Origin of the sequence: Paraburkholderia metrosideri (assembly GCF_904848625.1) — a bacterium.
GTDB classification, from domain to species: Bacteria; Pseudomonadota; Gammaproteobacteria; order Burkholderiales; family Burkholderiaceae; genus Paraburkholderia; species Paraburkholderia metrosideri.
Genome location: NZ_CAJHCP010000001.1, coordinates 592,745 through 618,814, shown reverse-complemented (window position 1 = coordinate 618,814; position 26,070 = coordinate 592,745). Strand labels below are relative to the sequence as shown.

Below are 26,070 nucleotides of genomic sequence, written 5' to 3'. Positions count from 1 at the left end.
TTGATAGCAACGCTTGCGTTCTGGCCAATCGTAAAAATTACGGGCTATTACGTGGTGTTGCGTGCGCTATACGTCGCCCGTCGTGTCGTCTGTGGTGTCAGGGGCGCCCCAGTTCATCCGGTGACGTTTGACGGTCTCGGTGTGCCGTGCATCGTCTTCCGTGTGCAGGTACAGGCTGGTCGTGTTCAGCGACACGTGCCCGAGGTTGTCGCGGATCGTGCGCAGATCGACGCCGCCGTCCGCCTGATGGGAACCTGCGGTGTGGCGAAGCCAGTGCGCCGAGGCCCGTTCGAGTTCGTCGGCGCGGTCGGCGAATTCCGAACCCTTGGTGCGCAACCAGAGTGCCGCGCCGCTGAAAATGCCCTTGATCGCATCGTGAATCGCGGAACGTGACAGGCAGCGATTTCTGCCCTTGAACGGAATCACGAGCGGGATTTCCTCGGACCGCACGGGCAGGGCAGCGAGGCCGTTCGCCAGACGATAGCCGCGCAGTTCCTGAATCAGCTCGACGGATACCGGAACGATCCGTTCCTTGTCGCCTTTGCCCAGCGTTTCCAGCCACCATTGATCTTTGCCGTCGGTACCGAGCCGCCTGAAAAAACTGCCCATCTGGCCGCCGGCCACTTCCGAGATTCGCATGCCTTGCAGATAGAACAGCGTGGTCAGCCAGCGGCAGCGCGCGTAGTATGCGCGTTGCGCGTCGGTGTCTTGCGGCAGTTGTTCGACGAACAACTTGACCTCATCCCACAGCGATGTCGATAAATAGCGGGTGACGCGCGGTGCGGAGCGCTTGGCCCGTTGCCGCAACAGCGCCATGGGATTGCCACGCAGATACCCGGCGCTGACCAGCCACGTGAACATCGCGTTGAGGATGATCAGCGCCTGGCGCTGGCTGGCTGGCGACAGCGGCCCGTTGAACGGGCGCCAGCGTTCGTCGCTGCGCGGATACTTGCCGCCGTTGGCCGACACCCAGCGGCTGGCCGGCTGCGGGTCGGTCAGAAAGGTCTTGAACACCAGCAGGTCTTCATGCGTGAGCGACGACAGCGGCTTGCCGAGTTGCACGACCGCCCACAGCAACAATCGCTCGGCTTCCTTGCGGTAGTTGTCGAGCGTGGTTTTGGTATCCGCGTAATTCGACAGCCACGCGCGGACCGCGTCCAGATCGTTGCGGGCCGAGAGCTGCGAGGTTTCGATCGCGCCGCGATTGGTGCCGTCGCGGCCGTCGAGACTTTCGGGCACGGCGAGCGTTTCGACGGGCTGCACGGTGGCGAGCTGGGCATTGGACACGGTTTGAAGGCTCCAGATGGCTGGGGAAATGCGGTGGAAGTGTCAGATTAGACCACAACATACAATACACGACATTATAGTACTAATGTCGTGTATCAACATGGGGAAAGTAGCGAATTTTATAAAATACGTTGTATTATCAACATATCTTCGCTACGTCTCCACACCATCCCGCCATGACACTTGAATCCGACATCGAAATGGTCCGAGAACGCGTTTCCGACACGCAGGCGCTATATAGGGAGGTTTGTGCGCTGATGTTCTTCCGGTACGGCGAAACGCCGACGGCCAACCGCCTGTACCAGCTCGTGCGTAAAGGCAGCATGAGCGCGCCGGCCAAGGCGCTGCGGGATTTCTGGGTCGAGGTTCGGGAGAAAACCCGGGTCGATGTCGGTCGTCCAGATTTGCCGGCCGAAGTCGCGGCGGCGGCTGGCGAGCTGGCGGCCAATCTGTGGCGCTTGTCGAGCGATGCCGCGAACGCCGGTCTGGAGGTGTTCAGGCAGGATGCCCAAGCTGAACTGGCCGCGGCGCGTGAACGTGCGTCGAACGCAGAATTGCAACGCACCGAAGCATCCCGGAAAGCCGAACAGGCGGCGGACACCGCCGTCGCGCTGGGACAGCAGATCGGTGCGCTCGAGGCGCGCCTGGTCGAGCTTCAAACCGCTAACGACATGCTGACGAAGCAACTCGCGTTATCGAAGGAAGAAATTGCGGCGGGCGCCGTGGCGCTGGCCGATGCAAGGCGCGACTTCGCCGAGGAACTGGCCAAGCTGCGTCAATCGCACGATCAGAACGAGCAGCGGCTCGCGGCGGCTGAAAAGCGGGCGCTGCTCGAGATTGAAAGCGAACGGGCGGCGGCGGCCCGCGTGCGCAAGGAATGGCAGGCCATCAATGAACGGACGACGTTGGTCGAGGCCGAGCATCGGTCCGAGCGCGATGCTTTGCGGGACGCGCTGGCTACCGCGAAGGCCGAACTGGCGGCATCGGCGGCACGATGTTCGGAGATCGACGCACTGTCTGCCGAAAAAGACGCGCTGCTGGCCGAGCGTCTTGCTGCGAGCGAACTGCTTCGCCAACGTGTCGACACGTTGGCGCTGCGGCTGGAAGCGGCGCGGGCCGACACAACGCTCGGGCGCCCTCACCCTCACCTTGGCCGCCGCTCACGCTCGCGCGTCAAAGCAGACGCGCAAGGGCGGGCGTCGATCGATTTATCGGGCGGTCCGTTTGTGAGGCGCCCGTCCGGTCAGAAGCCATGATCCCGCTTTGGCTGCGGTTCGCTCACACTCAATGCCCACCTGCGCCCGCAGCCGCAGCTGAGCTCGACTGATCGGGCTTCGTCACCCAGATCAGCGGAATGATCAGCACGAAGATCACCGACGAGAGCCAGAAAATATCGTTCAGACCAAGCATGGCCGCCTGCGCGTTCATTGATTGCTCGAAGAACGCCATCGCCTGCGATGCACTGCCGCCTAACGAGTGTTGCAGCGAATCCAGCGCGCCAACGAAAGTTGGATTGTTGACGCTGGTTTGCTCAGCCAGTTGCGCGTGATGCAGGATCGTCCGATCGTTCCAGCCTGTCGCTGCCAGCGATGTCCCCACCGCGCCGGCAAACACGCGCGCGAAATTCGACAGCCCCGCCGCCGCCGGAATTTTGGCGGCCGGAAGACCCGACAGAATGATCGCGGTGAGCGGCACAAAGAACAGTGCGGTCGGCACGCCTTGCAGCAAGGTCGGCAACACGAGCGTCCACGTATCCACGCCAGTGGTGTAGTGCGAGCGCATGAAGAACACGCCTGCAAAACCCAGGAACGCCAACGTCGCCAGCACCCGCGCGTCCGACTTCGGCATGATTTTCGCCATCACCGGCGCGAGAATCACCGCGAAGATGCCGAGCGGCGCGGTGGCGAGACCCGCATCGACGGAACGGTAGTTCAGGTACTCCTGCATCCATTGTGGCAACAACACGAGATTGGAGAAAAACACCGCATAGGCCACTGAAATCGCAATCGTGCCGCCGAGAAAGTTTCGTCTTCCGAACAATTTCAAATCGACGATCGGGTTCTTTTCGGTCAGCTCCCAGATCACGAAGAACACGAAGCTGATCGCGGCGAACACGGTCAAAGCGACGATCACCGGCGAGTTGAACCAGTCGAGATCCTTGCCCTTGTCGAGCATGATCTGCAGCGAGCCGACCCATGCGATCAGCGAGAGCAGCCCTATTTTGTCGATCGGCAAGCGTTTGGTCGGCGTTTCGCGGTGACGGTAGATAATCCACGTCACACTCGCGGCAAACAGTCCCACGGGAATGTTGATGTAGAAAATCCACGACCACGAGTAGCTGTCGGTGATCCAGCCGCCCAGTGCCGGGCCGGCGATCGGGCCGACAGTCGCGGTCATCGCCCATAACGCCAGCGCATGCGAGCTTTTTTCCTTCGGATACGAACCGAGCAGGATCGCTTGCGACAGCGGAATCAGCGGACCGGCCACCGCGCCTTGCAGGATTCGCGCGCCGAGCAGGATCGGCAGAGTCGGCGCAATGCCGCACAGCCACGACGACAGCACGAATAACAGGATCGCCCAGACGAACAGCTTGATCTGCCCGACGCGTTGCGTGAGCCATCCGGTCAACGGAATCGCGATGGCATTGGCCGCGGCGAATAGCGTAATCACCCAGGTGCCCTCGTCCACCGACACGCCCAGGTTGCCCGCAATCGTCGGGATCGCGACGTTCGCAATCGACGAATCCAGCACGTTCATAAAGGTGGCCAGCGCCACGGCCACGGTTGCGAGCACGAGCTTGCCGCCGGTCAAGGGCGGCAGCGTGGATGCGTTGCTCGATCCATTCATTTCATCACCTGTCGACAAAGATAAAACTATCTGACGTATCAGTTAAATGGGCAAAAAACATGGCCCCGTATAACTGCGATTTCTGCTTCATGTGCGCTTGAAACCGCCTGCGGGGCCACTAACCTGCTTTACGTACCGTGTTTTTCGATGCCGTGCCCGCTAACGCCTGGCGCTTTGCCGGCATGTTCTGCTCGATGATTCGAGCGATCTCCGCGTCCGCCTCGTCGCCGTACTGCGCGAATACATCGGTGCGGTACGACGTATTGACCGCTGCGCCGAGTTGTGCGCCCGACTCTTCGTGCGTGTCGACATCGACCTGCATCGACAGGCCAATCCGCAACGGATGCGCGTCCAGTTCGCGCTGATCGAGTTCGATCCGCGCGGGCAACCGTTGCACGACCTTGATCCAGTTGCCGGTCGCGTTCTGCGCGGGCAGCACCGCGAATGCGGAGCCCGTTCCCGCTGAAAAGCCCACCACCCGCCCGTGATACTTGACGCCCGACCCATACACGTCCGCGGAAAGCGTGACGGGTTGACCGATACGCATGTGCCTGAGTTGGCCTTCCTTGAAGTTGGCGTCGACCCACACGCCGTTGAGCGGCACGATCGCCATCAGCGGCGTGCCGGGCGCGACGCGCTGACCGACCTGCACCGAACGTCGCGCGACGTAGCCGGTCACCGGCGCGGGCAACGTGTTGCGGGCGTAATTCAGGTAGGCGTCACGCACTTTAGACGCAGCAGCCTGCACGTTCGGATGCTGTTCGATCGACGTGCGGTCGGTCAGCGCGTGATTGGCTTCGGCCTGCTGGCGAGCGGCGTCGAGCGCGGCCTGCGCGGCGCTGACCGCGTCGCGGGCATGGGCGATATCTTCACCGGACACTGCGCCGGTATCGGCCACCGCCTGACGGCGCTTGAGGTCGTCGTTGGCGCGCGTGAGATCGGATTGACGTTGCGCGACTGTCGCCGCGTAGAAATCGTTGTTCACGTAGAGACCGCTGACCTGGCGCACTGTCTGGCCGAGTGTCGCTTCCGCGTTCGACAGCGCGATTTTCGCGTCGGCGTTATCGAGTGTGACGACCGGCGCGCCCTGCTTGACGATCTGCGTGTCATCGGCATTCACCGCGACGACCGTGCCGGTCACTTGCGGCGTCAGTTGAACGAGATTGCCGCTGACGTACGCGTCGTCGGTGGACTGGTAAAAGCGGGCCACCGTGAAGTAGTACGCGCCATAACCCGCGCCCGCCAGCACGACGCCCGCAGCGAGCAGGCCGAGCAGCAATTTGCGTTTGGTGGACGGCTGCGCTTCATCGGCCGTCTGAGGGTCTGCTTGATGGGCCTGGTCCGCCGGTTCCTTCGCGCGGATGGCATCGATCGTATCGCTCATTTTTGTAGCTCCTGACAGGATAGGAAAGTGTCGCGATTGCGTGTCAGCGCGCGGCGACGACGGGTTGAATGGATTGTTTTGATTTCACTGACGCAACAGAACGGGCCGCGTCGTCGCTATCGACATAGCCGCCGCCAAGCGCCGCCGCTAACGCGATCTGCTGATCGCGCCGGTTCATGCTGAGATTGGCGACCTGCTGGTCGGCGGCCAGCGCGGTCGTGTCCGCATTCAGAACGGTCAACTGATTCGCGAGGCCCGCCTTGTACTGCGTCAACGCCAGCTGGTCGGCGCTGCTGGCGGCGTCCTGGGCGGCCAGCGCGTCGCCGAGTTGCTGGTCGGTCGAGCGGATCTGCGCGAGCTGTGTCGCGACTTCGGACAGCGCGGTGATCAGCGTCTGGTTGTAGGTGGCGACGGCGTAATCGAAATCGGCGTAACGGCCCTTCAACTGCGCACGCAACTGGCCACCGTCGAAGATCGGCAGATGGATTGCCGGACCCGCCGATGCCGTGCGGCTCGCCGCCGTCAGAAACCGGCCGAAGCCAAACGCGTCGAGTCCGATCGCCGCGCTCAGGTTGATGTCCGGATAGAACTCGGCCTTCGCCTCTTTCACGTCGTGCGTCAACGCATCCACGCGCCATTTCGCGGCGACCAGATCGGGACGGCGGCTCACCAGATCGGCGGGCAGATTGTCCGGCAGACGCACTTCATCGCCGACACCCAGCGCGGGCCGGCTGATCGCCAGTCCGCGGTCAGGTCCAGCGCCAAGCAACGCCGCTAGCTCATAGCGCGTGGTGAGAATGCTGCCGTCAATGGCCGCCAGAGTCGCGCGACTGGTGGCGAGATTGGCCTGCGCGGTCTTGCGTTCGACCTGCGTGTCCAGCCCGTTGGCAATGCGCTGCGCAGTGATGCGGTCGATCTGTTCGCGTTGCGTGATTTCCTGCTGCGCGATGTCGCGTAAAGCATAGAGCCGCGCGAGCTGGTTATACGCCCTCGCGGTGGCCGACGTGAGCGACAGTTTGACGACTTCGGCGTCCGCCTGACTGGCCTGCAATTGCGACAACGACGCCTTCAACGCTTCGCGATTCTTGCCCCACAGGTCGAGATCGTACGAAGCGGAGAGCAGGCCTTTGTTCTCCGATTGCCATGAACCGGCATAGGGCGGCGGCACCAGTGCGGTACTCGAATACTGTTGTCGCGTGAAGGAATAGCTCGCGCCAACCTGCGGCATGGTGCTGGCCTTCGCCGTGTCGCTGTACGCGGCGGCGGCGGCGACCCGGGCCCTTGCCTGCTCGATCGACGGATTGCCCTGCAGCGCTTCCGTGAGCAACGCCTTCAGTTGCGCATCGCCGAACTGATCGGCCCAATCGGCGGCCGGCCAATGGCCGTTGTCTGGCGCAATGCTCTGCTGCGTCGCGTAGGTCTGCGGCTGCGCCATCTGTTTGTCGCTCGAAATACCGGCGTAATTCGCGCAGGCCGACAGTACGGCCGCGAAGATCACCGACACACCGGCCCTTGCGACCCGCGACCCGGTTGTCTGCTGAATTAACTGTTCGTTCATTTTCTGACCTGTCAGATAATTGGGTGTAAAAATCGCTGCGCGTGGTCGCAGCGGATTGCCCTGCTTTACGCTTTCGCGTCGTGCCGCATGGGGCCGTGCCTAATCGGCGAGAAACTTGTTGAGCAGGCGACGCAATTCGTCAAATTCGGTTTTGGTAAATTTTCTCAGGCGCCGGTTCAGAACCACTGGCGCTATTGCCGGAATGTGCGCGGCAACGGCCTCCCCTTCTGTCGTCAACGTCAGGTTGACGACGCGGCGGTCTTCAACGCTGCGCGAGCGTTCCAGCAAGCCCTTCGTTTCCAGCTTGTCGAGCATGCGCGTCATCAGGCCGGTGTCGATGCCAAGCAGCCGCGACAATTCGAACGGCGTGGTCGCAAGGCCGCGGGCGAGTGACAACAGAATGCCCATTTGCTGGCTGGTGATGCCGAGTTCCTTGAGCGCTGCGTCCATCTCGGTGATCAACAGGTTGCGTGCTTTGGTGATCGAGAACCCCACGCTCTGCGTCAGGGTGAAATTTTCCGGCGAGTAGTGGTTCATCGGAGCCTCCAGATTGATGCGCCGAACTTTATCTGCAAAGTCAGATAGTGTCAAAATTGATTTTGACACTTCAGTGTTTCAGTAACAGCGCATTGTGGCGCGCGCCAAAGCGCGCTGCGGTTGCAGCCTCCCGTCAAAGTGGTCACCTGAAATTAGACAAAACCGGTCATTTCTTAAAGCCAGTCGAGCGTCTAATCTGCGGTCAGGTCAAGTCACTACCGGAAGGACGAAATCATGAAGATCATGCACGTCGACGCTAGCGCGAAGCGCGAGCGATCCAATTCCCGCGCATTGAGCCGCTATTTTCTCGAGCGCCTGCGCGAACAGCATGTCGATCTGGACATCGATTATCTGGATGTCACGGTCGATACCCCGCCGCATGTTACCGAAGCGTTTGCGATTGCGACCTACACGCCGGCGGACCAGCGCACGGACGCGATGAAGGCCACGCTGGCTTCGTCGGACGCACTGTGCGAGCGCCTGCTTGCTGCCGACGCGCTGGTCTTCGCGATGCCCATGTACAACTGGTCGATGCCGTCGGCGTTCAAGGCGTTCATTGACAGCGTAACGCGCACCAACCTGACTTACGTTTTCACCGACGACGGCCACACGGCCGGCCAACTCGGGCGTCAGAAGGTGCTGTTCATCACCAGCCGGGGCGCGGATCTGCGTGCAGGCTCGCCTTATGCGGCGATGGACGCGCTCACGCCTGCGTTGAAAGCGGCGTTCGGTTTTCTTGGCGTAGCCGATCCGACGTTCGTCGACGCGCAGCCGCTGCAGTTTGCCGACCCGGAGGCGCGCACTGAAGCGCTGGAGCGGGCGCATGCGGAACTGGACGCGGTGGCTGTGGAGTGGGCGAAGTCTTCATCGAGCGTCGAAACGAACGATGAAGTCATGACAGCCTGTCAGGAGTAACGCCATGAACATGCGCACACTCATCGCAGCAGCGGCATTGGCAGGTTTATCGATCATGGCCGGCGCAATCCCGGCAGCGGCTGCCGCCACCGACGCAACCAGCGCCCCTGTCGCCCGCGAAACGATCACCCCCGCGTTCGCCGAAGCCATCGCGAACGTACCGGGCAAGACCATGACCGCGTTGGTCGTCGACTATGCGCCGGGTGGCAAGTCGGCGTCGCATCGTCATGGACAGGCTTTTGTGGTGGGCTACGTGCTGTCGGGTGCGATCCGCAGCCAGGTCAACGACGGCGATGCACGCGTCTATCACGCGGGCGAATCCTGGACCGAAAAGCCGGGCGCTCATCACACGGTCAGCGAAAATGCGAGCGCGACCGAACCCGCCAGGCTGCTCGCCATTTTCGTGGCAGACACGAAAGATAAAAACCTCGTCACGTTCGATAAGAACTGAACCCATTTGAAGACACGCTGACTTCAAATTTAAAATCCAGTAGTTGTCGGGGCGCGCTGAGCGCCCCGAATGCTTTCCATCAATTACCTACGCTTCCCGTCACCGCTGCATTCCCCTAAGGTCGCCACGTCAATTAAAAAAACAACCAGTCTGTTGTTTTTTACCGTCGCGTGGAGAGTTGCCATAGCGTCCGTTTTTTTCCTAGACTGAATTTTCCAGCTAATTTTCCAGCTATTACGCGCCACGGCCTCCTCTATATAGGCGTTGGTACGCGAGCGTCTCTTCGTTCAGATACGTCGTTGTATTTTTACGGATTTCGCGATAATCATTTCCATGTTTTGCGCGGTGCATCATCTTTTCGCTTCACGTAGAATGCGGGCCGTCGTCCGTGTACTAACCAGTTAAACCACCGCGCGAGCGAATCCCGATGCTGTCCGGTTGTCTGTCGAGCATTGTCGATGCATCTCGCCCGTATAGCTGGACACCCCTTTCTCACGAGAAATCGAAATGCCAAAGAATGAGTCTCCGGGCAATTCGCCGTCGCCATTGACGCCTTCGCAGACGCCGTCATTCACGCCTTCGCGCCGGCAATTCATTGTCGGCTCCGCTATCGTTGCCGCCGCCGGTCTGGTTGGCCTGGCGCGCCATACCGGCTTGCCCGGTCTCGGCAGCGCTGTCGCGCAGACCGCTGCGGGCAGCACCGGCAACGCGGATTTCGCAGCGTTCATGCGTCTATCGCAATACCTGACCGGTAAGAACACGCTCGACGTCGAAATTGGCCACGCGATTTTCGCGAACCTCGTCGACGGTGATCCGCATTTCACCCAGCAGGTGGCGCAGCTCAACGACTTCGTCGCCAGTTCGAAGACGCCTGCGAACGGCCTGCAACAGGTGCTCGACAGCAGCCAGCCGGCGCTTGCGACGGTGCCGAAGCGGATCATGCCCGCGTGGTATCTGGGCGTGGTCGGCACCGGCGCGAAGGCACGGACTGTCGCGTATGAACAGGCGCTGATGTATCCGCCGATCGCCGACGTCATCGTGATGCCGAGTTTCGCTCGCGGCGTCCCTGGCTATTGGGCGCAACCGCCCCGCTTGCTGCAATCGTGATCGCGCAATCCGATCCCCATTCCTGATCCAGTCTGAACCGCCATGCCATCGAATAACTCTGCCGACGTCGTGATCGTCGGCGCCGGGATCGCCGCCGGGCAGATCGCGCAGAAACTCGCCAAAGCCGGCATCGACGTGCTGATGCTCGAGGCCGGTCCGCGCATCGAGCGCTGGCGTGTCGTCGAGAACTATCGCAACAGCCCGTTCAAGTCCGACTTCCAGTCGCCGTATCCGCCGACCGAGCACGCGCCGCATCCGCAGTACTCGCCGAATAACGACTACCTGATTCAGCGTGGGCCGGAGCCGTATAAGGCGGGTTATCTGCGGATGGTGGGCGGCACGACGTGGCACTGGTCCGCGCAATCGTGGCGCCTGCTGCCCAACGACATGAAGCTGAAGACGATGTACGGCGTGGGCCGTGACTGGCCGATCAGTTACGACGACATCGAGCCGTACTACTACGAAGCCGAAGTCGAAATGGGCGTGGGCGGTCCCGATGAAGGTCTCGGTTCGCCGCGCTCGAAGCCCTACCCTCACCCGGCGCTGCCGCTGTCGGACTTCGACCGGCGCTTCAAGGAAGTGGTCGAGAAAGCTGGCTATGCACACGTGACCGAACCCGCCGCGCGCAACACCGCGCCGTTCGACGGCCGCCCCGCGTGCTGCGGCAACAGCAACTGCATGCCGATCTGTCCGATTGAAGCGCAATACACCGGTGAAACGGCGATCCGTAAAGCCGAAGCCGCGAAAGCTCGCCTGCTGGCAAACGCGGTGGTCTACCGGATCGAACACGATGCGAACGCGCAGATCGTCGCCGTGCATTACAAGGACCCGGACGGCACCACGCATCGCGTGACGGGCAAGATTTTCGTGCTCGCGGCGAATGCAATCGAAACGCCGAAGCTGATGCTGATCTCGAAGAGCGACAAGTTCGCCAACGGTATTGGCAATAGCTCGGACCAGGTGGGCCGTAATCTGATGGATCACCCGGGTACCTCGGTCACGTTCCTCTCCGCTGAGCCGATGTGGCCCGGTCGCGGCCCGATGCGCCTATCGTGCATCAACAATCTGCGCGACGGTCCGACCCGTTCCGACTACTCGTCGATGAAAATCAACGTCGGCAATTATTCGCCAATGCGCGCAGTCACCGACTACCTGATTGGCAAAGGCGTGTACGGCGCGGAACTCGACGAAAAGATTCGCGAGTACTGCTCGCGCTGGGTCGTCGTGAACAGCTTCTTCGACATTCTGCCGGACCCGGAAAACCGCATTACCGCGAGCACCGAGTTCAAGGACAAGATGGGCATTCCGCGCCCGGAAGTGCATTACCACATCGACGATTACATCAACCGTGCAGCGAAGGTAGCGCGTGGACACTACGCGAATATCGCGAGTCTGTTCGGCGGCACCGAAGTACGGTTCGACGATACGTATTTCAACAATAACCACATCATGGGCACGCTGATCATGGGCGATGACCCGCGCGACTCCGTGGTCGACAAGGATCTGCGTTCGCACGATCACCGCAACCTCTTCATCGCGTCGAGCGGCACGATGGCGAGCGCGGGCACGGTCAACTGCACGTTGACGCTGGCCGCACTGTCGATGCGCCTGGCCGACAAGCTGATCGACGAAATGAAGCATGCGTGAGGCGCGAACAATGACAAACACACAACCTCGGCGCGCCTTTAAAGGGTTTCCCAACGCGCTTTCCAGTGCGCTTCTGAAATGGCTGCCGGCGGCCGCGCTGACCACGCTGGCGAGCTTCGCGTTCACCGGCGTCGCTCATGCCGACGACACCGCGCAGATCAAGCATGGCGAATACCTCGCGCGCGCGGCGGACTGCATTGCGTGCCACACGTCGAACAAGGCGCAGCCCTTCGCGGGCGGCGTGCCGTTCAATCTGCCGTTCGGCACGATCTACTCGACCAATATCACGCCGGATCCGGTACACGGTATCGGCCAGTTGAGCGACGCGGACTTCATCAGCGCGGTACGCGAAGGCAAGTCGAAGGACGGCAAGCGTCTGTATCCGGCGATGCCGTACACGTCGTACACGCAACTGACCGATGCGGACATTCTCGCGATTCGTGCGTATCTGCGCACGGTTGCGCCGGTTGCGAAGCCTGCACCCGAAAACACGCTATCGTTCCCGTTCAACCAGCGTTGGGCGATGATGTTCTGGAATCTGTTCAACTTCAGCTCGGGCCGCTTCCAGGAAGACCCGACGAAGAGCGCGGAGTGGAATCGGGGTGCATACCTGGTCGGCGCGCTTGCGCACTGCCAGGAATGTCATACGCCGCGCAACTTCATGCAGGGTTTGTCGAGCAAGGCGCTGGCAGGTGCGGAACTGGGCAACTGGACCGCGTTCAACATCACGCCGGACAAGAACGCCGGGATCGGCGGCTGGACCGAACCTGAACTGATCGCGTATCTGCGCGACGGCGCAGCGCCTGGCAAGGCCAACGCCGCGGGGCCAATGGCGGAAGTCGTCGAGAACAGCACGCGCTTTCTCACGCCCGAAGACCTGAAGGCGATGGCCGTCTATCTGGGCACAGTCCCGGCGCGCAACAACGGCGAAACGCAGCCGCGCTTCTCGTTCGGTTCGCCGATCCAGTCGGTCAGCCAGCTTCGCAACCAGGCGTTGACGGTGCTGGGCGGCGGTGCTCCCGCCGACGGCCGCACGCTGTACAACGGCAATTGCGCGAGCTGCCACGGCTGGCAAGGCACGGGCGTGGGTGGCGATTCCGCGGGCGCCTATCCGTCTTTGTTGCACAACACCGCTCTCGGCGCTGCGACGCCCAACAATCTGACCATGGTTGTCCTGCACGGTGTGAGCCGCCAGACCAATCAGGTTCACGTCGCCATGCCCGGTTTCGCGGATCAGTTGAGCGATGCCGACGTTGCCACGCTGGTGAACTTCCTGTCCATGCAGTTTGGTAACCCGGCCGCCACGACGAGCGCGGCTAACGTGGCAAAAATGCGCTGAGCGCACCTGCGCGGTTCACCCGGGCCGCGCAGGCAAAGCAACAACAGGTAACACGCAACAGGTAATAAGCAGCAGGACAGATGAAACAACAACAAGGTAATACCCGCAACGTCATCCTCAACACGTTGTTTGCTGCCGCCGCCGGCGCGGCAGCGCTCCCCGCCAGTGCACAAAGCAGCGTCACACTGTACGGCGTGGTCGACGATGCCCTCACCTACGTGAACAATCAGAAAGGCCATTCGAACGTTTATCTTCGGCAGGGCAATCTGTATTCGTCGAAATTCGGTATCAAGGGCAGCGAAGATCTCGGCGGTGGCACGTCCGCGATCTTCGACCTCCAGGCAGGCTACGATCCGAACACCGGCGCGAGCTCATCGAGTGGATTGCTGTTCAATCGGCAATCGTTCGTGGGACTCTCCAACCGCGACTACGGCACTGTCACGCTGGGACGCCAGTACACCGCATATTTCCAGTTCGTCGGGCCGCTCGCATCGAGCACCTTCCTGACGGGCGCGACCGGCGCACATCCTGGCGATATCGACGGACTCGACACGACGATCCGCACGAATAACGCGGTGCTCTACGTGTCGCCGCAATGGTTCGGCCTGCAGGCCAGCGCGATGTATGCGTTCGGCGGCATTGCCGGCAGTACGGGACGCGGACAGACGTGGAGCGGCGCGCTGCGTTACACGAACGGTCCGTTTGCGATCGCGGCGGGTTATCTGCAAATGGATAACGCGAACACGAGCCCAACGAGCGCGGCATTCGATTCGTCGTCGACGACCGGCTTTGGTGTGTCTGCGCTGAATCAGGGCTACGTGACCGCGCGTTCGGTGCGTCATGCGGCGATCTCGGCGAACTATCAGTTCGGTTCGGTGCTGACCGGTCTCACGTATTCGAACGTGCGTTATCTGCCGGGCTCGCATTCGATTTTCGTCGATACCGAAGCGTTCAATACGTATGGCGCGTTCGCGCGCTGGACCATCACGCCCGCTGCCGACGTAGCGGCTGGCTATTCGTACACGTTTGCGTCGAAAGGAAATGGTGTGGCCAACGCCGCGCGTTATCAGCAGGTGTCGCTCAAGCAGAGCTATCGCCTGTCGAAGCGCACCACGCTGTATGCCGTCGAAGCGTGGCAGCATGCGAGCGGTCAGACGCTCGACAGCACCGGCGCAGTGATCGACGCAGCGCCGGTGGTGGGCGATTCGCAGAACCTCACGCCTTCGTCGACGAACTCGCAGCTTGTCGGCATGCTCGGGATCGCAGTGACGTTCTAAACGTGCTGCAGGTCGTGCGGCGCGCACATCAAGCGCGACGCACGCTTCAGATTAGAACTTTGGATGACACTCGAAGCTCACCGACGATGCGTGCGCTTCCATCATCTGCACGCCGCTGACGGTTTCCGTCGTCACGCTGCTCTGCATCCCTCGTTGCTCACAATAGTCACGTGCTTCGTTGATCGCGTGTTCATGCGCGCGAGCCCATGCCATCCGGCCGCCGGTCGCACTTGCCGCTACCGTGTAGACGCCGGGCTGGTTGGTGGAAGCCACGTCGCTTCCCGATGCGCATCCTGCGAGGCTCGCACACACGGCGATCGCCGCCACCAGCCCTTGCATGCGGACCGGCCACAGGGTTCGCCACTTCGGCGCGGCCAATACGTTGTCCGTGGATAAGTCATCCATCTCGTTTGAATCCCAATTCATCATGTCACACCCGCTTGCGCTCCAGGCGTTCGCCAAATCTCAAATTATCCGTAATCGCGCGTAAGAGATCAGCCGATTCATACGGAAACACTGTTGCGGACACTTGAACAATCAAGTCCGCGTCGCTCCGCGCGGCACGGCCGTTGCTAAGGCTATACATCGGCGGGCGCGGCACTTTTCACTTCATCGGCTTGATTGCACGGCGCGTGCCTGCATAGAACGCGGCGCTTGCCGTGCCGAACCCAAACCCATCGACGCAGCGTCCCGGCAGGCCGTTCCATTTCTAGCGAGGCCGTCTGCATTGCAGTTTCACGGAGTGTGCATTTATGCCCGACGAGCGCCCCATCCCGCCAAGACCCGCTCTGCCGCCCGATGCCCGCGGGCTGATCGGCAATATGAAAACGACCGCGCTGGTGTCGCTGCGCGGCTCGATCGATTTCATGTGTTTTCCGCGCATCGACTCGCCGTCCGTTTTTGCGGGTCTGCTGGAGCCGTCGCACGGCGGCGCTTTTTCGATTACGCCGGCGGATGACGCCGCCAACGTCAAGCAGATGTACCTGCCGGATACCAACGTGCTGCTGACGCGTTTCATGACGGTGGAAGGCGTGTGCGAGTTGATGGACTTCATGCCGGTGCCCGCCGGTGGCAATGACGATGGCCCCGACAGGGAGCCGGCAAATGCTGCCCCGTCGCTGCCGAACTGCGTGATCCGCGTGGCGCGGATGGTGCACGGGAGCATGCGCTTCAGAATGCGTTGCGAGCCGCGCTTTACCTACGCGCGCAGCGACACCGCGGCCAATCTGATAGACGACCGCGCGGTGGAATTCACCAGCGGCGAAGGCAATCTGCGGCTGCGGCTCAACAGCACCGGTCCGCTTTCCATCGACAAAAGCCAGGGCGCCGCGCACAGCGAGTTCGAACTGCACGACGGCGAGTCGGCTGGGTTCGTCTTCGGCGAGGCCGACGCGCTGCGCGACGCCGCATTCGACTGCGAAACTGCGTTGGCCGATACGGTCCGTTACTGGCGAGGCTGGTCCGCTCAATCGACTTACCGCGGACGCTATAGGGAAGTCGTGATGCGCTCGGCGCTGACGCTCAAGCTGCTCAGTTCCAGCGAATACGGCGCGATCGTGGCGGCGCCGACTTTCGGTCTCGCCGAAGCGCTCGACGGTTCGCGCCGTTGGGATTACCGCTTTACGTGGATTCGCGATGCCGCTTTTTCCGTCTATGCGCTGCTGCGTCTCGGCTATACCGGCGAGGCCCGGCATTTCATGAAATGGATCGCCGAGCGCAGCCGTCATTGCGATTCCGACGGCTCGCTGAACGTGATGTACACCGTCGACGGCAACGAGCCGCCGGAGGAAACCGAAGTTGCCACGCTCGCAAACGGCACCCCCGCTGTTCCGCTGATCGGCAACGCCGCGCGCGATCAGACGCAGCTCGACGTGTACGGCGCGTTGCTCGACGCGATCTATCTGTATAACAAATACGGCGCGGCGATTTCGCACGATGGCTGGCGCGACGTCACGCGCACCGTCGACTACGTCGTCGAGCATTGGAGCGAACCGGACCACGGCATCTGGGAGTTTCGCAACGGCCTGCGGCCGCTGCTTCATTCGCGGCTGATGTGCTGGGTGACGGTCGACCGTGCACTGCGTCTGGCGGAAAAACGTTCATTGCCGGCACCGCTCAAGCGCTGGTTCGATACGCGCGATGCGATTCATCACGACATCCACGAAAATTTCTGGAACGACGAATTGCGTTCGTTCGTGCAGACACCGGATTCGAAGACGCTCGACGCGGCCGCCTTGATGATGCCGCTGGTGCGTTTTATCGGCCCGACCGATCCGCGCTGGCTCGGTACGCTCGACGCGATTGGCGCCGGCCTGAAAGTCGACCCGCTGATTTTCCGCTACACGCGCGGCGAAACCCTCGACGGTCTGCCCGGCGTCGAAGGCGGTTTCAGCGCCTGTTCGTTCTGGTATGCCGAAGCGCTGGCACGGGCGGGACGTGTCGACGAAGGCCGCCTCGTGTTCGAGAAAATGCTTGCGTACGCGAACCACGTCGGCCTGTTTTCCGAAGAAGTCGCGACTAGCGGCGAAGCACTCGGCAACTTTCCGCAGGCATTGACGCACCTCGCGCTCATCAGCGCCGCGTATCAACTGGATCGCAATCTGGACAAGGTTCACATTCCATGGACGTAAGCGTGGGCCGGGGCACATCGTCCCTCATAAAAGATTTCCGGAAATGCTTATAAGCGACTAGTCTGTAACGACATCATTTCAATGACCCGGACGCTAAACCGGAGGAGACATCAATGGAGCTCGAAACACGCACTATTAAACGCGTGATGACGCGCCTCGTGCCGTTCCTGATGCTGTGTTATTTCATTGCCTATCTCGACCGCGTCAATGTCGGTTTTGCTGCACTGCAGATGAACAAGGCGCTGGATTTCTCCGCTAGCGCTTTCGGCTTTGGCGCGGGGGTTTTCTTCATCGCGTACTTCTTCTTCGAAGTCCCATCCAATCTGCTGCTCGAACGCTTTGGCGCGCGCCGCTGGATCGCGCGGATCATGTTCACGTGGGGTCTTCTCGCCGGTGCGATGGCATTTATTCCCAATATCTCGCGCTATACGGGAATCTCACCCGCGCATGTGTTTTTCGGCCTGCGTATCTTGCTGGGCATTGCCGAAGCGGGCTTTTTCCCAGGCATCATCTTCCTGCTGACGCTGTGGTTTCCTGCCGCCTATCGCGGTCGCGTGGTCGGCTATTTCATGGCGGCGATTCCGTTGTCCACCGTGATCGGCGGGCCGATTTCAGGCGCGCTGCTGTCGCTGGACGGCCGTGCCGGCCTGGCCGGCTGGCAATGGCTGTATCTGATCGAAGCGATGCCGGCCATCCTGCTGTCGTTCGGCGTGCTGCTCTATCTGACCGACAAGCCCGCCGACGCCCACTGGCTCGCCGACGAAGAGCGTGACTGGCTGATCGCGCGCCAGCAGCAGGAGCGTGCGCATCGTGAGTCCGTGCATGCGTTCAGCGTGAAAGAAGCGTTGTTCAACCCACGGGTGCTGGCCATCGCGCTGATCTATTTCGGTGCCAATGCAACCAACTACGGGCTGAGCTTCTTCCTGCCGCAGATCGTGAAGTCGTTCGGCCTGACCAATCTGCAGACCGGGTTCGTGACCTCGCTGCCGTATATCGTCGGGGTGATCAGCATGGTGCTGTGGGGACGTCACTCGGACCGCAAGCTCGAACGCAAATGGCACGTGGCGATTGCGCTGCTGGTCGCGGCGGGCGGGATTGCGGCGGCCGCCGGGCTCGATAATCCGGTGCAGAAGATGATCGCGCTGTCGATTGCCGGGTTTGGCATTTTCGGCTGTCTGCCGGTGATCTGGACCTTGCCGGCGTCGTTCCTGTCGGGCGCGGCGGCGGCGGGCGGGATCGCGGCGATCAATTCGCTCGGGAATCTGGCCGGTTTCTTCGGGCCGTTCGCGATGGGCTGGATCAAGGACAGCACGGGCGGATTCGGCGCGGGCCTGTTGTGCCTGTCGGGTGCGGGTCTGGTGGGGATGGCAGCGGTGTTGCTGCTGCATCACGATCCGTCGCTCGAAGCGTCGTCGGGCATGCCTGATCCGGCCACTGCCGGAGGGGCGAAGGTGGCGCGGTCGTAGTGTCCTGGGGAGGGCGCGACACCCCGGCCCGTGGGGCGGTTTCTGGTTCTGCCCGGTCACGGTGTCGGGGTTTGGGCGCTTGCGGTTATTCCGCTTCCGCACGCGCTGACGACATGCGCTGACGCCCCGGCTTGCTCTTCAACGGAGCGTCACCACGCTCCCAAGATGCGCAATGCGTTTGAATGCGGCGCCTCCAAAGCGCCGCATTAACTTCGCAGGCTGACGACGCCACTCAGATCGCGCCCGCCAGCCGGCCATTTCCAGTCACGCTAGTCACTGCGCGCTATTGTCTCCCGTCGTCGCGCCTGAATTTCCCCCTTCCGATGGCACGACATCATCCGGTGTGGGCGTCGGCGCAAGGGCCGGTTCGCCACCGCCGTGTGCTTCCCCGTCGACCGCCGGGTTCGCAGGCACGGTGGATAAACCAGGCGCCGGGAGAATCGGCGGCTGCGGCAGTGCACGCGGCTCGACCGCCGCCGCACCCGTTCCACCCGTTCCACCCGTTCCACCCGTTCCACCCGGGCCGGACGGCCCAGCCGGTACGACCGGCTCGGCCGGCCTCGCAACCGTCCCATGTCGCGCCGGACTTCTTGACGCCACCTTCGCGTCCGTCTTCGCTGCCGACCCGGTGAACAGATGCTCGAACCAGTCGCGCAGCCTGCCCGTGCGCTCGGCAAACCAGCCCGGTTCCTGCTGCGTATCGAATTTCAGACGGGTATCGATCAGCCTCGAACGCTGCGCGCGCTGGAAAAAATCGCCGACGATAGGCAGCGCGCTATGGGCTCCCTGCCCCCAGTAATCGCTGCGCAAGGTCACGCGGCTGTCGTTGAAACCGACCCACGCGCCGGCGACCAGTTGCGGTTGAATCAGGATGAACCAGCCGTCCGCGTTGCCCTGCGTGGTGCCGGTTTTCCCGGCGACATCGCCGCGCACGCCAAACCGGGTGCGGATGGCCGAGCCTGTGCCCCGGCTCACCACATCGCGCATCACGTCGACCAGCGTGCGGGCCGTCGACACCGGCAACTCCTGCTGCGGCGCGACCGGTTCGAAATCGGCCAGCACGTCGCCGTTACGGTTCTCGATACGGGTGACCATCACCGGTTCGACGTAGCCGCCGAGATTGGCGATCGTGCCGTACGCCGACACCATTTCCTTCAGCGTGACCGGGCTCGTGCCGAGCGCGAGCGACGGCACCGGATCGAGTTCGCTGTCGCGCACGCCCATTGCGCGAGCCAGACGCGCAACCCGGTTCGGACCGACCTGCTCCATCAGCTGCGCGGTAATGCGGTTGCGCGAATAGGCAAGGCCGTCACGCAGACTGATCTTGCGCCCGCTCGGCTCGTCCTCGTCGTTCGGGCGCCAGACTTCGCCGCCCGCCAGCGGAATTTCCACTGGTTTATCGACGAAAGTTTCGTCCGGTTTCGCGCCCGCCTCGAAAGCGGCCGCGTAGACGAACGGCTTGAACGTCGAGCCCGGCTGCCGGCGCGCCTGCTGCACGTGATCAAACGGGTCCTGGCTGAAGTCGCGGCTGCCGACCCATGCCTTGATCTGGCCATTGCGCGGGTCCATCGCAAGGAAATCGGCCTGCACGCGGGTTTTCGTGTCGCAGACCGATTGCACCAGCGCGCGATCCGACGCGAGCTTTTTGAGCGCGTCGTCGTCGCTCAGACCGCTGTCTTTCGCGGCGCGATAGTCGGGCGTTTCGCGCAGGAAAGTAGGCATCAGATCCTTCGCGCCCGAGCAGCCGGAACGCGCGCCCCACGCCGAGTTCGCGATACCCTGCAACTGATTGCCCTGCAACGTCACCGCCTGGGTGGCCATGGCCTGCAGACGCGAATCGATCGTGGTGCGCACCACGAGCCCGTCCGAGTAGATGTTGTAGTCGTTGCGATCGGCCCATGCGGCAAGCCACTTGCGCAGTTGCTGCGCGAAGTGCGGCGCGGGTCCGGGCGGCTCGGTCTGCCGCTCGAAATCGATCCGCAGCGGCTTGCGGCTCAGCGTCTGATACGCGGCCGGCGTCAGCTTGCCGTACTTGACCATCTGGCCGAGCACCGTATTGCGGCGCTCCAGCGCGCGGTCCGGATTCAGCACCGGGTTGTAATAGCTATTGCCCTTGAGCATGCCGGTCAGCGTCGCGCTCTCGAGCACGTTCAGATCGGACGCCGATTTGCCGAAATAGGTGCGGGCCGCCATCTCGATCCCATACGCGTTGTACAGAAACGGCACCGTGTTCAGATAGGTTTCGAGAATCTCGTCCTTGCTGTAGAGCGCCTCGATCTTGAATGCGGTAATCGCTTCCTTCAGCTTGCGGGTGAGCGTCGGCGCACGGCCGATTTCGTCGGGATAAAGATTGCGCGCGAGTTGCTGCGTGATGGTCGAGCCGCCCTGCCGGTCGCCGGAAAACGTGTGCAGCGCCGCCGATGCGGTGCGCCGCCAGTCGAGCCCCCAATGCTGGTAGAAACGGTGATCTTCGGTCGCGATCAGCGCGTTCACGACGTTCGGCGAGATGTCCTTCAGCTTGACCCACTCGCGGTTGGACGGCTTGAATTCCGCGAGCAGCTTGCCGTCGGCGGAAACGATCTGGGCCGGCTGTTCGATCCGGGCCTTGCGAATATCGCCGATGCTGGGTGTGAACGGAATCAGCAGCAGCGCGTACAGCAGCAACAGCACCGGCAGCGCGGCAAACGCCCACGCTACGCCGCGCCGGGTGGGATGGCGCAGGTGCCAGAGTGCCTGGGCGACGAGCGGATTGGCGAGGGTCAGCCCTTTGTCGAGAGCCGCCAGAATGGGGGGGATGATGCGCTTCACACTTGCTACCGTCTGCCTGGAAAGGCGCAATCCTACCAAGACGCACAGCCGCGGCGGATTTTTGCTTCGGTGAACGCTGCGCCGGCCCGATCCCCAGGCAAACGATCCGGCGCAAAGCGCGGGCCACTATAATGTCGCCAATTCCGACAAGAGGTGCTTCATGATCATCAAACCGCGCGTGCGTGGCTTTATCTGCGTAACAACTCACCCGACCGGCTGCGAAGCCAACGTCAAGGAACAGATCGAGTACGTCAAGGCACGCGGTCCCATCGCGAATGGCCCGAAGAAGGTGCTCGTGATCGGCGCGTCGACGGGCTACGGCCTCGCTGCCCGCATCAGCGCGGCATTCGGCTCCGACGCCGACACGCTCGGCGTGTTCTTCGAGCGTGCCGGCAGCGAAACCAAGGCTGGCACGGCGGGCTGGTACAACACCGCCGCGTTCGAGAAATTCGCCACGGAAAAAGGCCTGTACGCGACCAGCATCAACGGCGACGCGTTTTCCGACGCCGTCAAGCAGCGCACCATCGAGGTGATCAAACGCGATCTGGGTCAGGTCGATCTGGTCGTCTACAGCCTCGCCGCACCCAAGCGCACGCATCCGAAAACCGGCGAAACGTTCAGCTCGACGCTGAAGCCGGTCGGCAAGGCCGTGAACCTGCGCGGCATCGACACGGACAAGGAAGTCATCCGCGAAACCGTGCTCGAACCGGCCACGCAGACCGAAATCGACCACACGGTCGCAGTGATGGGCGGGGAAGACTGGCAGATGTGGATCGACGCGCTGCTCGAAGCCGGCGTGCTCGCGGACGGCGCGAAGACCACCGCGTTCACGTACCTCGGCGAAAAGATCACGCACGACATCTACTGGAACGGCTCGATTGGCGCGGCCAAGAAAGACCTCGACCAGAAGGTGCTGGGCATCCGCGAGAAGCTCGCAGCCAACGGCGGCGACGCGCGCGTATCGGTGCTGAAGGCGGTCGTGACGCAGGCCAGCTCGGCAATCCCGATGATGCCGCTGTATCTGTCGCTGCTCTTCAAGGTGATGAAGGAGCAAGGCACGCACGAAGGCTGTATCGAGCAGGTTTATGGGCTGTACAAGGACAGCCTGTACGGCACGACGCCGCATCTCGACGACGAAGGCCGTCTGCGCGCGGACTACAAGGAACTCGCTCCGGAAGTGCAAGGCAAGGTGCTGGCGCTGTGGGACCAGGTGACGAACGACAATCTCTACGAGCTGACCGATTTCGCCGGTTACAAGACCGATTTTCTGCGTCTGTTCGGCTTTGAGATTGCCGGCGTGGATTACGAAGCGGACGTCAATCCGGACGTGCAGATTCCGAAGCTGGTGCAGGTCTGACGCGCTTTGCGGGGCTTTAACGGCCTCGCTTGCCGGTGAATGTCCAAAGGGCCTGCGGGCCCTTTTTCTTTGGGTCCGCCACTACTGCCGGTCGCCGCGGACGATGCGCGACTGTCCGACATACCCATCTACCGCGCGCATCACGCGCACTTCCAGCACCGCCGCATCGCGTTCGCTGCGCTCGCCCGCGTAGTCGACCATGCCGTGCACGATCGCCAGCAGATCGTGCGCAACCTGGCTCGCGTCGTCGAGTTCGGGCGCCCCGGCCTTGACCGTCAGCGCGTTGACCAGCATCGCGTGAATCGTGTCGGCGACCCGCTGATCGCGTTCGCCGAGCGGCAGCCTGCGCTCCTCGAAATCGATGATCCGCGCCAGTTCCGGCCGGCGCATCTGATGCGCGACCGACGCCTGCACCATGGCCTGAACGCTGTCGTGCGAGCCGTCGAGCAGCGCCGCCGCTTCCACGTCCGCCATCAGTTGCGCGGTTTCGCGTTCGATCAACGCCACCGTCAACGCATCGCGATTCGGAAAGTATTGATACAGCGAGCCGATGCTGACGCCCGCCCGCTCCGCCACCGCATTGGTCGTGTAGCCGTTCAGACCGTGCGCCTCCAGAATGCGAGCCGCCGCTTCGAGGATCGCCTCCACCGTTTGCGCCGAGCGCCGCTGAACCGGTGATTTACGGGGCTTCAGAGGAGGTCCGGCAGTCGATTTAGTCATGGCTGAAATGCGAGTTTCAAATATGAGTGTTCACTCGTATTCTAACGCTGTTCTCGCGACAACAGCACAACACAACTCAACCGGTCTTATCTGACCTCGATCTGGAACCGACATCATGACTTCATCCGCTAAAGACACCGTACTGACCGTATTCATGCTCGTCAAAACGCGGCCCGAATGGCTCGCCTGTTCCGCCGGCGAGCGCGCTCGCCTGCTCAACGAGCACCTCGTGCCGATTCTGAAAAAACATGCGGGTGAAATCAGCCTGCGCTATTACGACGTCGAGTTCTATTCGGCGCGCGTCAGCGATATCTGGGTCTGGGATGCAAAAAGCCACCACGCGTACGAGATGCTCGTTGAAGCATTACGTGATACGCCGATCTGGGATCGTTTGTTTGAAGTCGTAGAAATTCTGCCCGGCGTGGAAAACCTCGATGCCGCAGAGCGCACGCGTGAATTGCTGACGGCGGCTTGAAACGCGCGCGTTGTCAAACGACGCAACCGGCGCGTTGCCGCGAACACGCTGCCGGTTTTCTACGCGCTTATTTGCAGGGAAACGCGCCTTGCAACGCGCGGAGAATCAGAATGCCGATCGGAAAATCATCTGAAATGCCCGGGTGATTCGTGAAGAATTCGTCCAGCAACGGGTAGACGTTCTGGTTGCCAATCGCGAGATTTTGCGGCGGGCAGAAAAGCGGCGCCTGCTTTCTCGACAACAGATCGCCGTTGGCCCAGCCTAATGCGTTGATCGTGCCGGTAATGTAGGCCGAGTAGACCGAGTTGTTATCAACATGAGCCCATTTCTTGTACTGGGCGGCTGTCATTTCCGCACTCGCATTCAGAGTGAAAAACGCTGTCAGCAAAGCCGGCGCAAATTTTGAAACCCGCATCGTCGAACCTTCAATCTATGTCGCAAAGACCGCCATTGTAGGTGAGTCGGCAGGCGCTGCGCAGCGAGACCCGCGTGCGCATGAATTCGTAAGCATCACGGAAGGATGGTTGTAAGAAAGGCCGGCATGCAGGCAGTGTGCGCCGGCCCGGCCTGCACGGTTTATGGCGTCCCGTTGCGGCAATAGGTGCGATAACCTTCCCGCTCGCCAAGGCGCGTCATATAAGCAGTAATCGCGGGAAAATCGTCGTGTTTCAGGGGCGTTTCGAGCCAACGGTTGATCGACAGCGCGATCGGAATGTCCGCCAGCGAGAAAGCGGTGCCCGCGATGAACGCGCCGGTCCGCGCCAACTGTTTTTCGACAATCGCCATGTGCTTCGACCAGTTTGCGCATGACAGCTCGATTTGCTGAGGGTCCTGATGCGCCGCCGAATGGCGGACCAGCGCGAGAAAGGCGTAACTCCATGCGCGATTCAACTCGCTCGCCTGCCAGTCGATCCATTGATCGCAGCGGGCCCGCCGGTACGGATCGGCCGGATATAGCGATTCGCCGTGATAGCGCCCCGCCAGATAGCGGATGATCGAATTGGATTCCCACAGCACGAAATCGCCGTCACGGATCACCGGCACCATCGCGTTCGGATTGAGCGCGCGAAATTCTGCGGTGTCCGGTGAACGGAAACCCGCGCCCCAGTCTTCCTGTTCAAACGAAAGCCCGAGTTCGGTACAGGTCCACAGAACCTTGCGGACGTTGATCGATGAGGTCTTGCCGAGTATCTGTAGCATGGATGTGGAGTATCGGAGATTGAAGGAGTTAGAGGGTGGCTCAAGGGTGGCTAAAGGCTGGCTCAAGGGTGGCTCAAGGGTGGCTAAAGGGTGGCTAAAGGGTGGCTAAAGGGTGGCTAAAGGCGCGTGCGCGACGCGTGGCTAGCGGCCTTTGAGCGTCGCCTGCTCGCTAATCATGTCGTACAACGCCTGCGCTGCCGGCGACAGTTGTGCGGTTTTACGTGCAACGAGCACCAGCGTGCGGGACACCGCCGGATGCGTGAGCTCGATCGTACGCACCGTCGGATATGCGCCCTTCTGAAGCGCCAGCGCCGGCACCACCGCTGCGCCCACGCCCTGAGCAACCAGCCCCACGGCGGTAGAACTGCGCTGCACTTCATAGAACGAACGCAGCGCCAAACCACTCGTTTCCAGCGCGACGTCGAGCAACGCACGATTGCCGCTGACCTCGCCCGCGAAAATCAGCGGATACGATTGCAGTTGCGACCAGCCAATGCGCCGCCGCCTCGCGAGCGGGTGATCTTCGTGACAGATCAGTACGTAGCGGTCGTCGGTGAGCGGCACAGTGTTCAGATCGGGATGATGATCGCGCGCGATATTGATGCCAAATTCGACTTCCCGCCGCAGTACCGCCTCTTCGACCGCGGAAGACGCATGATCGAGAATCTTGATGCGGTTATGCGGATAACGCCCCGAATACGCCTGAAGAATCCGCGGCAAATACTGCACGCCGACAGTCGGCACGCAGGCAATCGACACGTCGCCGCGACGCGCCATACCGGTCTCGCGGATGTCGACCAGCGCGTCCGCGAGTTCGCCGAGTAAGCGGCGTGCTTGCGGCAGAAAACTGCTGCCGATGTCGGTCAGCGCCATGGAACGCGTAGTGCGCTCGATCAGCGTGACGCCGAGAAACGTTTCGAGCTTGCGCAGACGCTGCGTGATGGCCGTTTGCGTGACGTGCGGCGAATTGGCCGCGCTCTGGAAGCTGCCGCGATCCGCAATCGCGACGAAGGCCTGGACGCCGAGAGTGTCGATTTTCATTAGAAAAATGAAGGAATCGGAATG

General features: G+C 61.9%; 22 protein-coding genes. 11 read left to right on the top strand and 11 right to left on the bottom strand.

The window, feature by feature from the left end; all coding sequences use genetic code 11:
* Positions 1-66: 66 nt before the first annotated feature.
* Positions 67-1,287, bottom strand: coding sequence for a tyrosine-type recombinase/integrase (locus LMG28727_RS02635; RefSeq protein ID WP_236591563.1), 1,221 nt, complete (start codon positions 1,285-1,287; stop codon positions 67-69).
* A 176-nt stretch (positions 1,288-1,463) separates the two neighbouring features.
* Here LMG28727_RS02635 and LMG28727_RS02630 point away from each other — a divergent pair, with 176 nt between their 5' ends.
* On the top strand, positions 1,464-2,543 hold the full coding sequence (locus LMG28727_RS02630) for a DNA-binding protein (RefSeq protein WP_201640741.1): 1,080 nt from the start codon (positions 1,464-1,466) through the stop codon (positions 2,541-2,543).
* A gap of 28 nt (positions 2,544-2,571) precedes the next feature.
* On the opposite strand, the gene LMG28727_RS02625 is transcribed toward LMG28727_RS02630, so the two are convergent.
* The 4 genes from LMG28727_RS02625 to LMG28727_RS02610 all read right to left on the bottom strand — a co-directional run bounded on the left by LMG28727_RS02625 (position 2,572) and on the right by LMG28727_RS02610 (position 7,613).
* Positions 2,572-4,134, bottom strand: coding sequence for a DHA2 family efflux MFS transporter permease subunit (locus LMG28727_RS02625; RefSeq protein WP_201640740.1), 1,563 nt, complete (start codon positions 4,132-4,134; stop codon positions 2,572-2,574).
* 118 nt (positions 4,135-4,252) lie between these two features.
* Positions 4,253-5,518 (bottom strand): HlyD family efflux transporter periplasmic adaptor subunit, encoded by a 1,266-nt coding sequence (locus LMG28727_RS02620; RefSeq protein WP_236591562.1) that lies wholly within the window; start codon positions 5,516-5,518, stop codon positions 4,253-4,255.
* A gap of 43 nt (positions 5,519-5,561) precedes the next feature.
* Positions 5,562-7,076, bottom strand: a complete 1,515-nt coding sequence (locus LMG28727_RS02615) for an efflux transporter outer membrane subunit (protein ID WP_201640739.1) — start codon at positions 7,074-7,076, stop codon at positions 5,562-5,564.
* Positions 7,077-7,175: 99 nt separating this feature from the next.
* Positions 7,176-7,613 carry a MarR family winged helix-turn-helix transcriptional regulator gene (locus tag LMG28727_RS02610; RefSeq protein WP_201640738.1) on the bottom strand — a complete coding sequence of 146 codons (438 nt, stop codon included), beginning with the start codon at positions 7,611-7,613 and terminating at the stop codon, positions 7,176-7,178.
* 234 nt (positions 7,614-7,847) lie between these two features.
* Between LMG28727_RS02610 and LMG28727_RS02605 the strand changes: the two genes are divergently transcribed.
* From LMG28727_RS02605 to LMG28727_RS02580, 6 genes are all read left to right on the top strand, one after another.
* Positions 7,848-8,528, top strand: a complete 681-nt coding sequence (locus LMG28727_RS02605; protein ID WP_201640737.1) for an FMN-dependent NADH-azoreductase — start codon at positions 7,848-7,850, stop codon at positions 8,526-8,528.
* Between the two features lie 4 nt (positions 8,529-8,532).
* The gene (locus tag LMG28727_RS02600; protein WP_201640736.1) at positions 8,533-8,979 is read left to right on the top strand and encodes a cupin domain-containing protein; all 447 of its coding nucleotides are present in this window, start codon (positions 8,533-8,535) and stop codon (positions 8,977-8,979) included.
* 507 nt (positions 8,980-9,486) lie between these two features.
* A complete protein-coding gene (locus LMG28727_RS02595; RefSeq protein WP_201640735.1) occupies positions 9,487-10,086 on the top strand; it encodes a sorbitol dehydrogenase family protein in 600 nt (199 codons plus the stop codon).
* Positions 10,087-10,128: 42 nt separating this feature from the next.
* Complete coding sequence (locus LMG28727_RS02590) at positions 10,129-11,733, top strand: GMC family oxidoreductase (RefSeq protein ID WP_201640734.1); 1,605 nt, start codon at positions 10,129-10,131, stop codon at positions 11,731-11,733.
* A 10-nt stretch (positions 11,734-11,743) separates the two neighbouring features.
* Entirely contained in the window at positions 11,744-13,072 is a 1,329-nt protein-coding gene (locus LMG28727_RS02585) for a cytochrome c (protein WP_201640733.1), read from the top strand.
* 80 nt (positions 13,073-13,152) lie between these two features.
* Entirely contained in the window at positions 13,153-14,349 is a 1,197-nt protein-coding gene (locus tag LMG28727_RS02580; RefSeq protein ID WP_201640732.1) for a porin, read from the top strand.
* Positions 14,350-14,400: 51 nt separating this feature from the next.
* On the opposite strand, the gene LMG28727_RS02575 is transcribed toward LMG28727_RS02580, so the two are convergent.
* Positions 14,401-14,688 carry a hypothetical protein gene (locus tag LMG28727_RS02575; protein ID WP_201640817.1) on the bottom strand — a complete coding sequence of 96 codons (288 nt, stop codon included), beginning with the start codon at positions 14,686-14,688 and terminating at the stop codon, positions 14,401-14,403.
* Positions 14,689-15,101: 413 nt separating this feature from the next.
* Between LMG28727_RS02575 and LMG28727_RS02570 the strand changes: the two genes are divergently transcribed.
* A complete protein-coding gene (locus LMG28727_RS02570) occupies positions 15,102-16,979 on the top strand; it encodes a glycoside hydrolase family 15 protein (protein ID WP_201640731.1) in 1,878 nt (625 codons plus the stop codon).
* A gap of 113 nt (positions 16,980-17,092) precedes the next feature.
* Positions 17,093-18,445, top strand: coding sequence for an MFS transporter (locus LMG28727_RS02565; RefSeq protein WP_201640730.1), 1,353 nt, complete (start codon positions 17,093-17,095; stop codon positions 18,443-18,445).
* 273 nt (positions 18,446-18,718) lie between these two features.
* Here the strand turns inward: LMG28727_RS02565 and LMG28727_RS02560 are convergent, their stop codons facing one another.
* Positions 18,719-21,253, bottom strand: coding sequence for a penicillin-binding protein 1A (locus LMG28727_RS02560; protein WP_201640729.1), 2,535 nt, complete (start codon positions 21,251-21,253; stop codon positions 18,719-18,721).
* Positions 21,254-21,413: 160 nt separating this feature from the next.
* Between LMG28727_RS02560 and fabV the strand changes: the two genes are divergently transcribed.
* On the top strand, positions 21,414-22,610 hold the full coding sequence (gene fabV, locus LMG28727_RS02555) for an enoyl-ACP reductase FabV (protein WP_201640728.1): 1,197 nt from the start codon (positions 21,414-21,416) through the stop codon (positions 22,608-22,610).
* An 81-nt stretch (positions 22,611-22,691) separates the two neighbouring features.
* On the opposite strand, the gene LMG28727_RS02550 is transcribed toward fabV, so the two are convergent.
* A complete protein-coding gene (locus LMG28727_RS02550; protein ID WP_201640727.1) occupies positions 22,692-23,330 on the bottom strand; it encodes a TetR/AcrR family transcriptional regulator in 639 nt (212 codons plus the stop codon).
* A 115-nt stretch (positions 23,331-23,445) separates the two neighbouring features.
* Between LMG28727_RS02550 and LMG28727_RS02545 the strand changes: the two genes are divergently transcribed.
* Positions 23,446-23,805 (top strand): darcynin family protein, encoded by a 360-nt coding sequence (locus tag LMG28727_RS02545; RefSeq protein WP_201640726.1) that lies wholly within the window; start codon positions 23,446-23,448, stop codon positions 23,803-23,805.
* A gap of 67 nt (positions 23,806-23,872) precedes the next feature.
* Here LMG28727_RS02545 and LMG28727_RS02540 read toward each other — a convergent pair whose 3' ends face one another.
* The 3 genes from LMG28727_RS02540 to LMG28727_RS02530 all read right to left on the bottom strand — a co-directional run bounded on the left by LMG28727_RS02540 (position 23,873) and on the right by LMG28727_RS02530 (position 26,046).
* Entirely contained in the window at positions 23,873-24,154 is a 282-nt protein-coding gene (locus tag LMG28727_RS02540; RefSeq protein ID WP_236591561.1) for a hypothetical protein, read from the bottom strand.
* Between the two features lie 227 nt (positions 24,155-24,381).
* Positions 24,382-25,005: a glutathione S-transferase family protein gene (locus LMG28727_RS02535; protein ID WP_201640724.1), complete on the bottom strand. Its 624-nt coding sequence runs from the start codon at positions 25,003-25,005 to the stop codon at positions 24,382-24,384.
* Positions 25,006-25,146: 141 nt separating this feature from the next.
* Positions 25,147-26,046, bottom strand: a complete 900-nt coding sequence (locus LMG28727_RS02530) for a LysR family transcriptional regulator (protein ID WP_201640723.1) — start codon at positions 26,044-26,046, stop codon at positions 25,147-25,149.
* Positions 26,047-26,070: the final 24 nt, after the last annotated feature.

Bases quoted from the DNA above. Each gene is read 5' to 3' on its own strand.
- LMG28727_RS02600 (WP_201640736.1), top strand. From the start codon at position 8,533: ATGAACATGCGCACACTCATCGCAGCAGCGGCATTGGCAGGTTTATCG.
- LMG28727_RS02545 (WP_201640726.1), top strand. From the start codon at position 23,446: ATGACTTCATCCGCTAAAGACACCGTACTGACCGTATTCATGCTCGTC.
- LMG28727_RS02585 (WP_201640733.1), top strand. From the start codon at position 11,744: ATGACAAACACACAACCTCGGCGCGCCTTTAAAGGGTTTCCCAACGCG.
- LMG28727_RS02605 (WP_201640737.1), top strand. From the start codon at position 7,848: ATGAAGATCATGCACGTCGACGCTAGCGCGAAGCGCGAGCGATCCAAT.
- LMG28727_RS02580 (WP_201640732.1), top strand. From the start codon at position 13,153: ATGAAACAACAACAAGGTAATACCCGCAACGTCATCCTCAACACGTTG.
- LMG28727_RS02565 (WP_201640730.1), top strand. From the start codon at position 17,093: ATGGAGCTCGAAACACGCACTATTAAACGCGTGATGACGCGCCTCGTG.
- LMG28727_RS02575 (WP_201640817.1), bottom strand. From the start codon at position 14,688: ATGCAAGGGCTGGTGGCGGCGATCGCCGTGTGTGCGAGCCTCGCAGGA.
- LMG28727_RS02530 (WP_201640723.1), bottom strand. From the start codon at position 26,046: ATGAAAATCGACACTCTCGGCGTCCAGGCCTTCGTCGCGATTGCGGAT.
- LMG28727_RS02595 (WP_201640735.1), top strand. From the start codon at position 9,487: ATGCCAAAGAATGAGTCTCCGGGCAATTCGCCGTCGCCATTGACGCCT.
- fabV (WP_201640728.1), top strand. From the start codon at position 21,414: ATGATCATCAAACCGCGCGTGCGTGGCTTTATCTGCGTAACAACTCAC.
- LMG28727_RS02550 (WP_201640727.1), bottom strand. From the start codon at position 23,330: ATGACTAAATCGACTGCCGGACCTCCTCTGAAGCCCCGTAAATCACCG.
- LMG28727_RS02590 (WP_201640734.1), top strand. From the start codon at position 10,129: ATGCCATCGAATAACTCTGCCGACGTCGTGATCGTCGGCGCCGGGATC.
- LMG28727_RS02620 (WP_236591562.1), bottom strand. From the start codon at position 5,518: ATGAGCGATACGATCGATGCCATCCGCGCGAAGGAACCGGCGGACCAG.
- LMG28727_RS02625 (WP_201640740.1), bottom strand. From the start codon at position 4,134: ATGAATGGATCGAGCAACGCATCCACGCTGCCGCCCTTGACCGGCGGC.
- LMG28727_RS02610 (WP_201640738.1), bottom strand. From the start codon at position 7,613: ATGAACCACTACTCGCCGGAAAATTTCACCCTGACGCAGAGCGTGGGG.
- LMG28727_RS02540 (WP_236591561.1), bottom strand. From the start codon at position 24,154: ATGACAGCCGCCCAGTACAAGAAATGGGCTCATGTTGATAACAACTCG.
- LMG28727_RS02630 (WP_201640741.1), top strand. From the start codon at position 1,464: ATGACACTTGAATCCGACATCGAAATGGTCCGAGAACGCGTTTCCGAC.
- LMG28727_RS02615 (WP_201640739.1), bottom strand. From the start codon at position 7,076: ATGAACGAACAGTTAATTCAGCAGACAACCGGGTCGCGGGTCGCAAGG.
- LMG28727_RS02535 (WP_201640724.1), bottom strand. From the start codon at position 25,005: ATGCTACAGATACTCGGCAAGACCTCATCGATCAACGTCCGCAAGGTT.
- LMG28727_RS02570 (WP_201640731.1), top strand. From the start codon at position 15,102: ATGCCCGACGAGCGCCCCATCCCGCCAAGACCCGCTCTGCCGCCCGAT.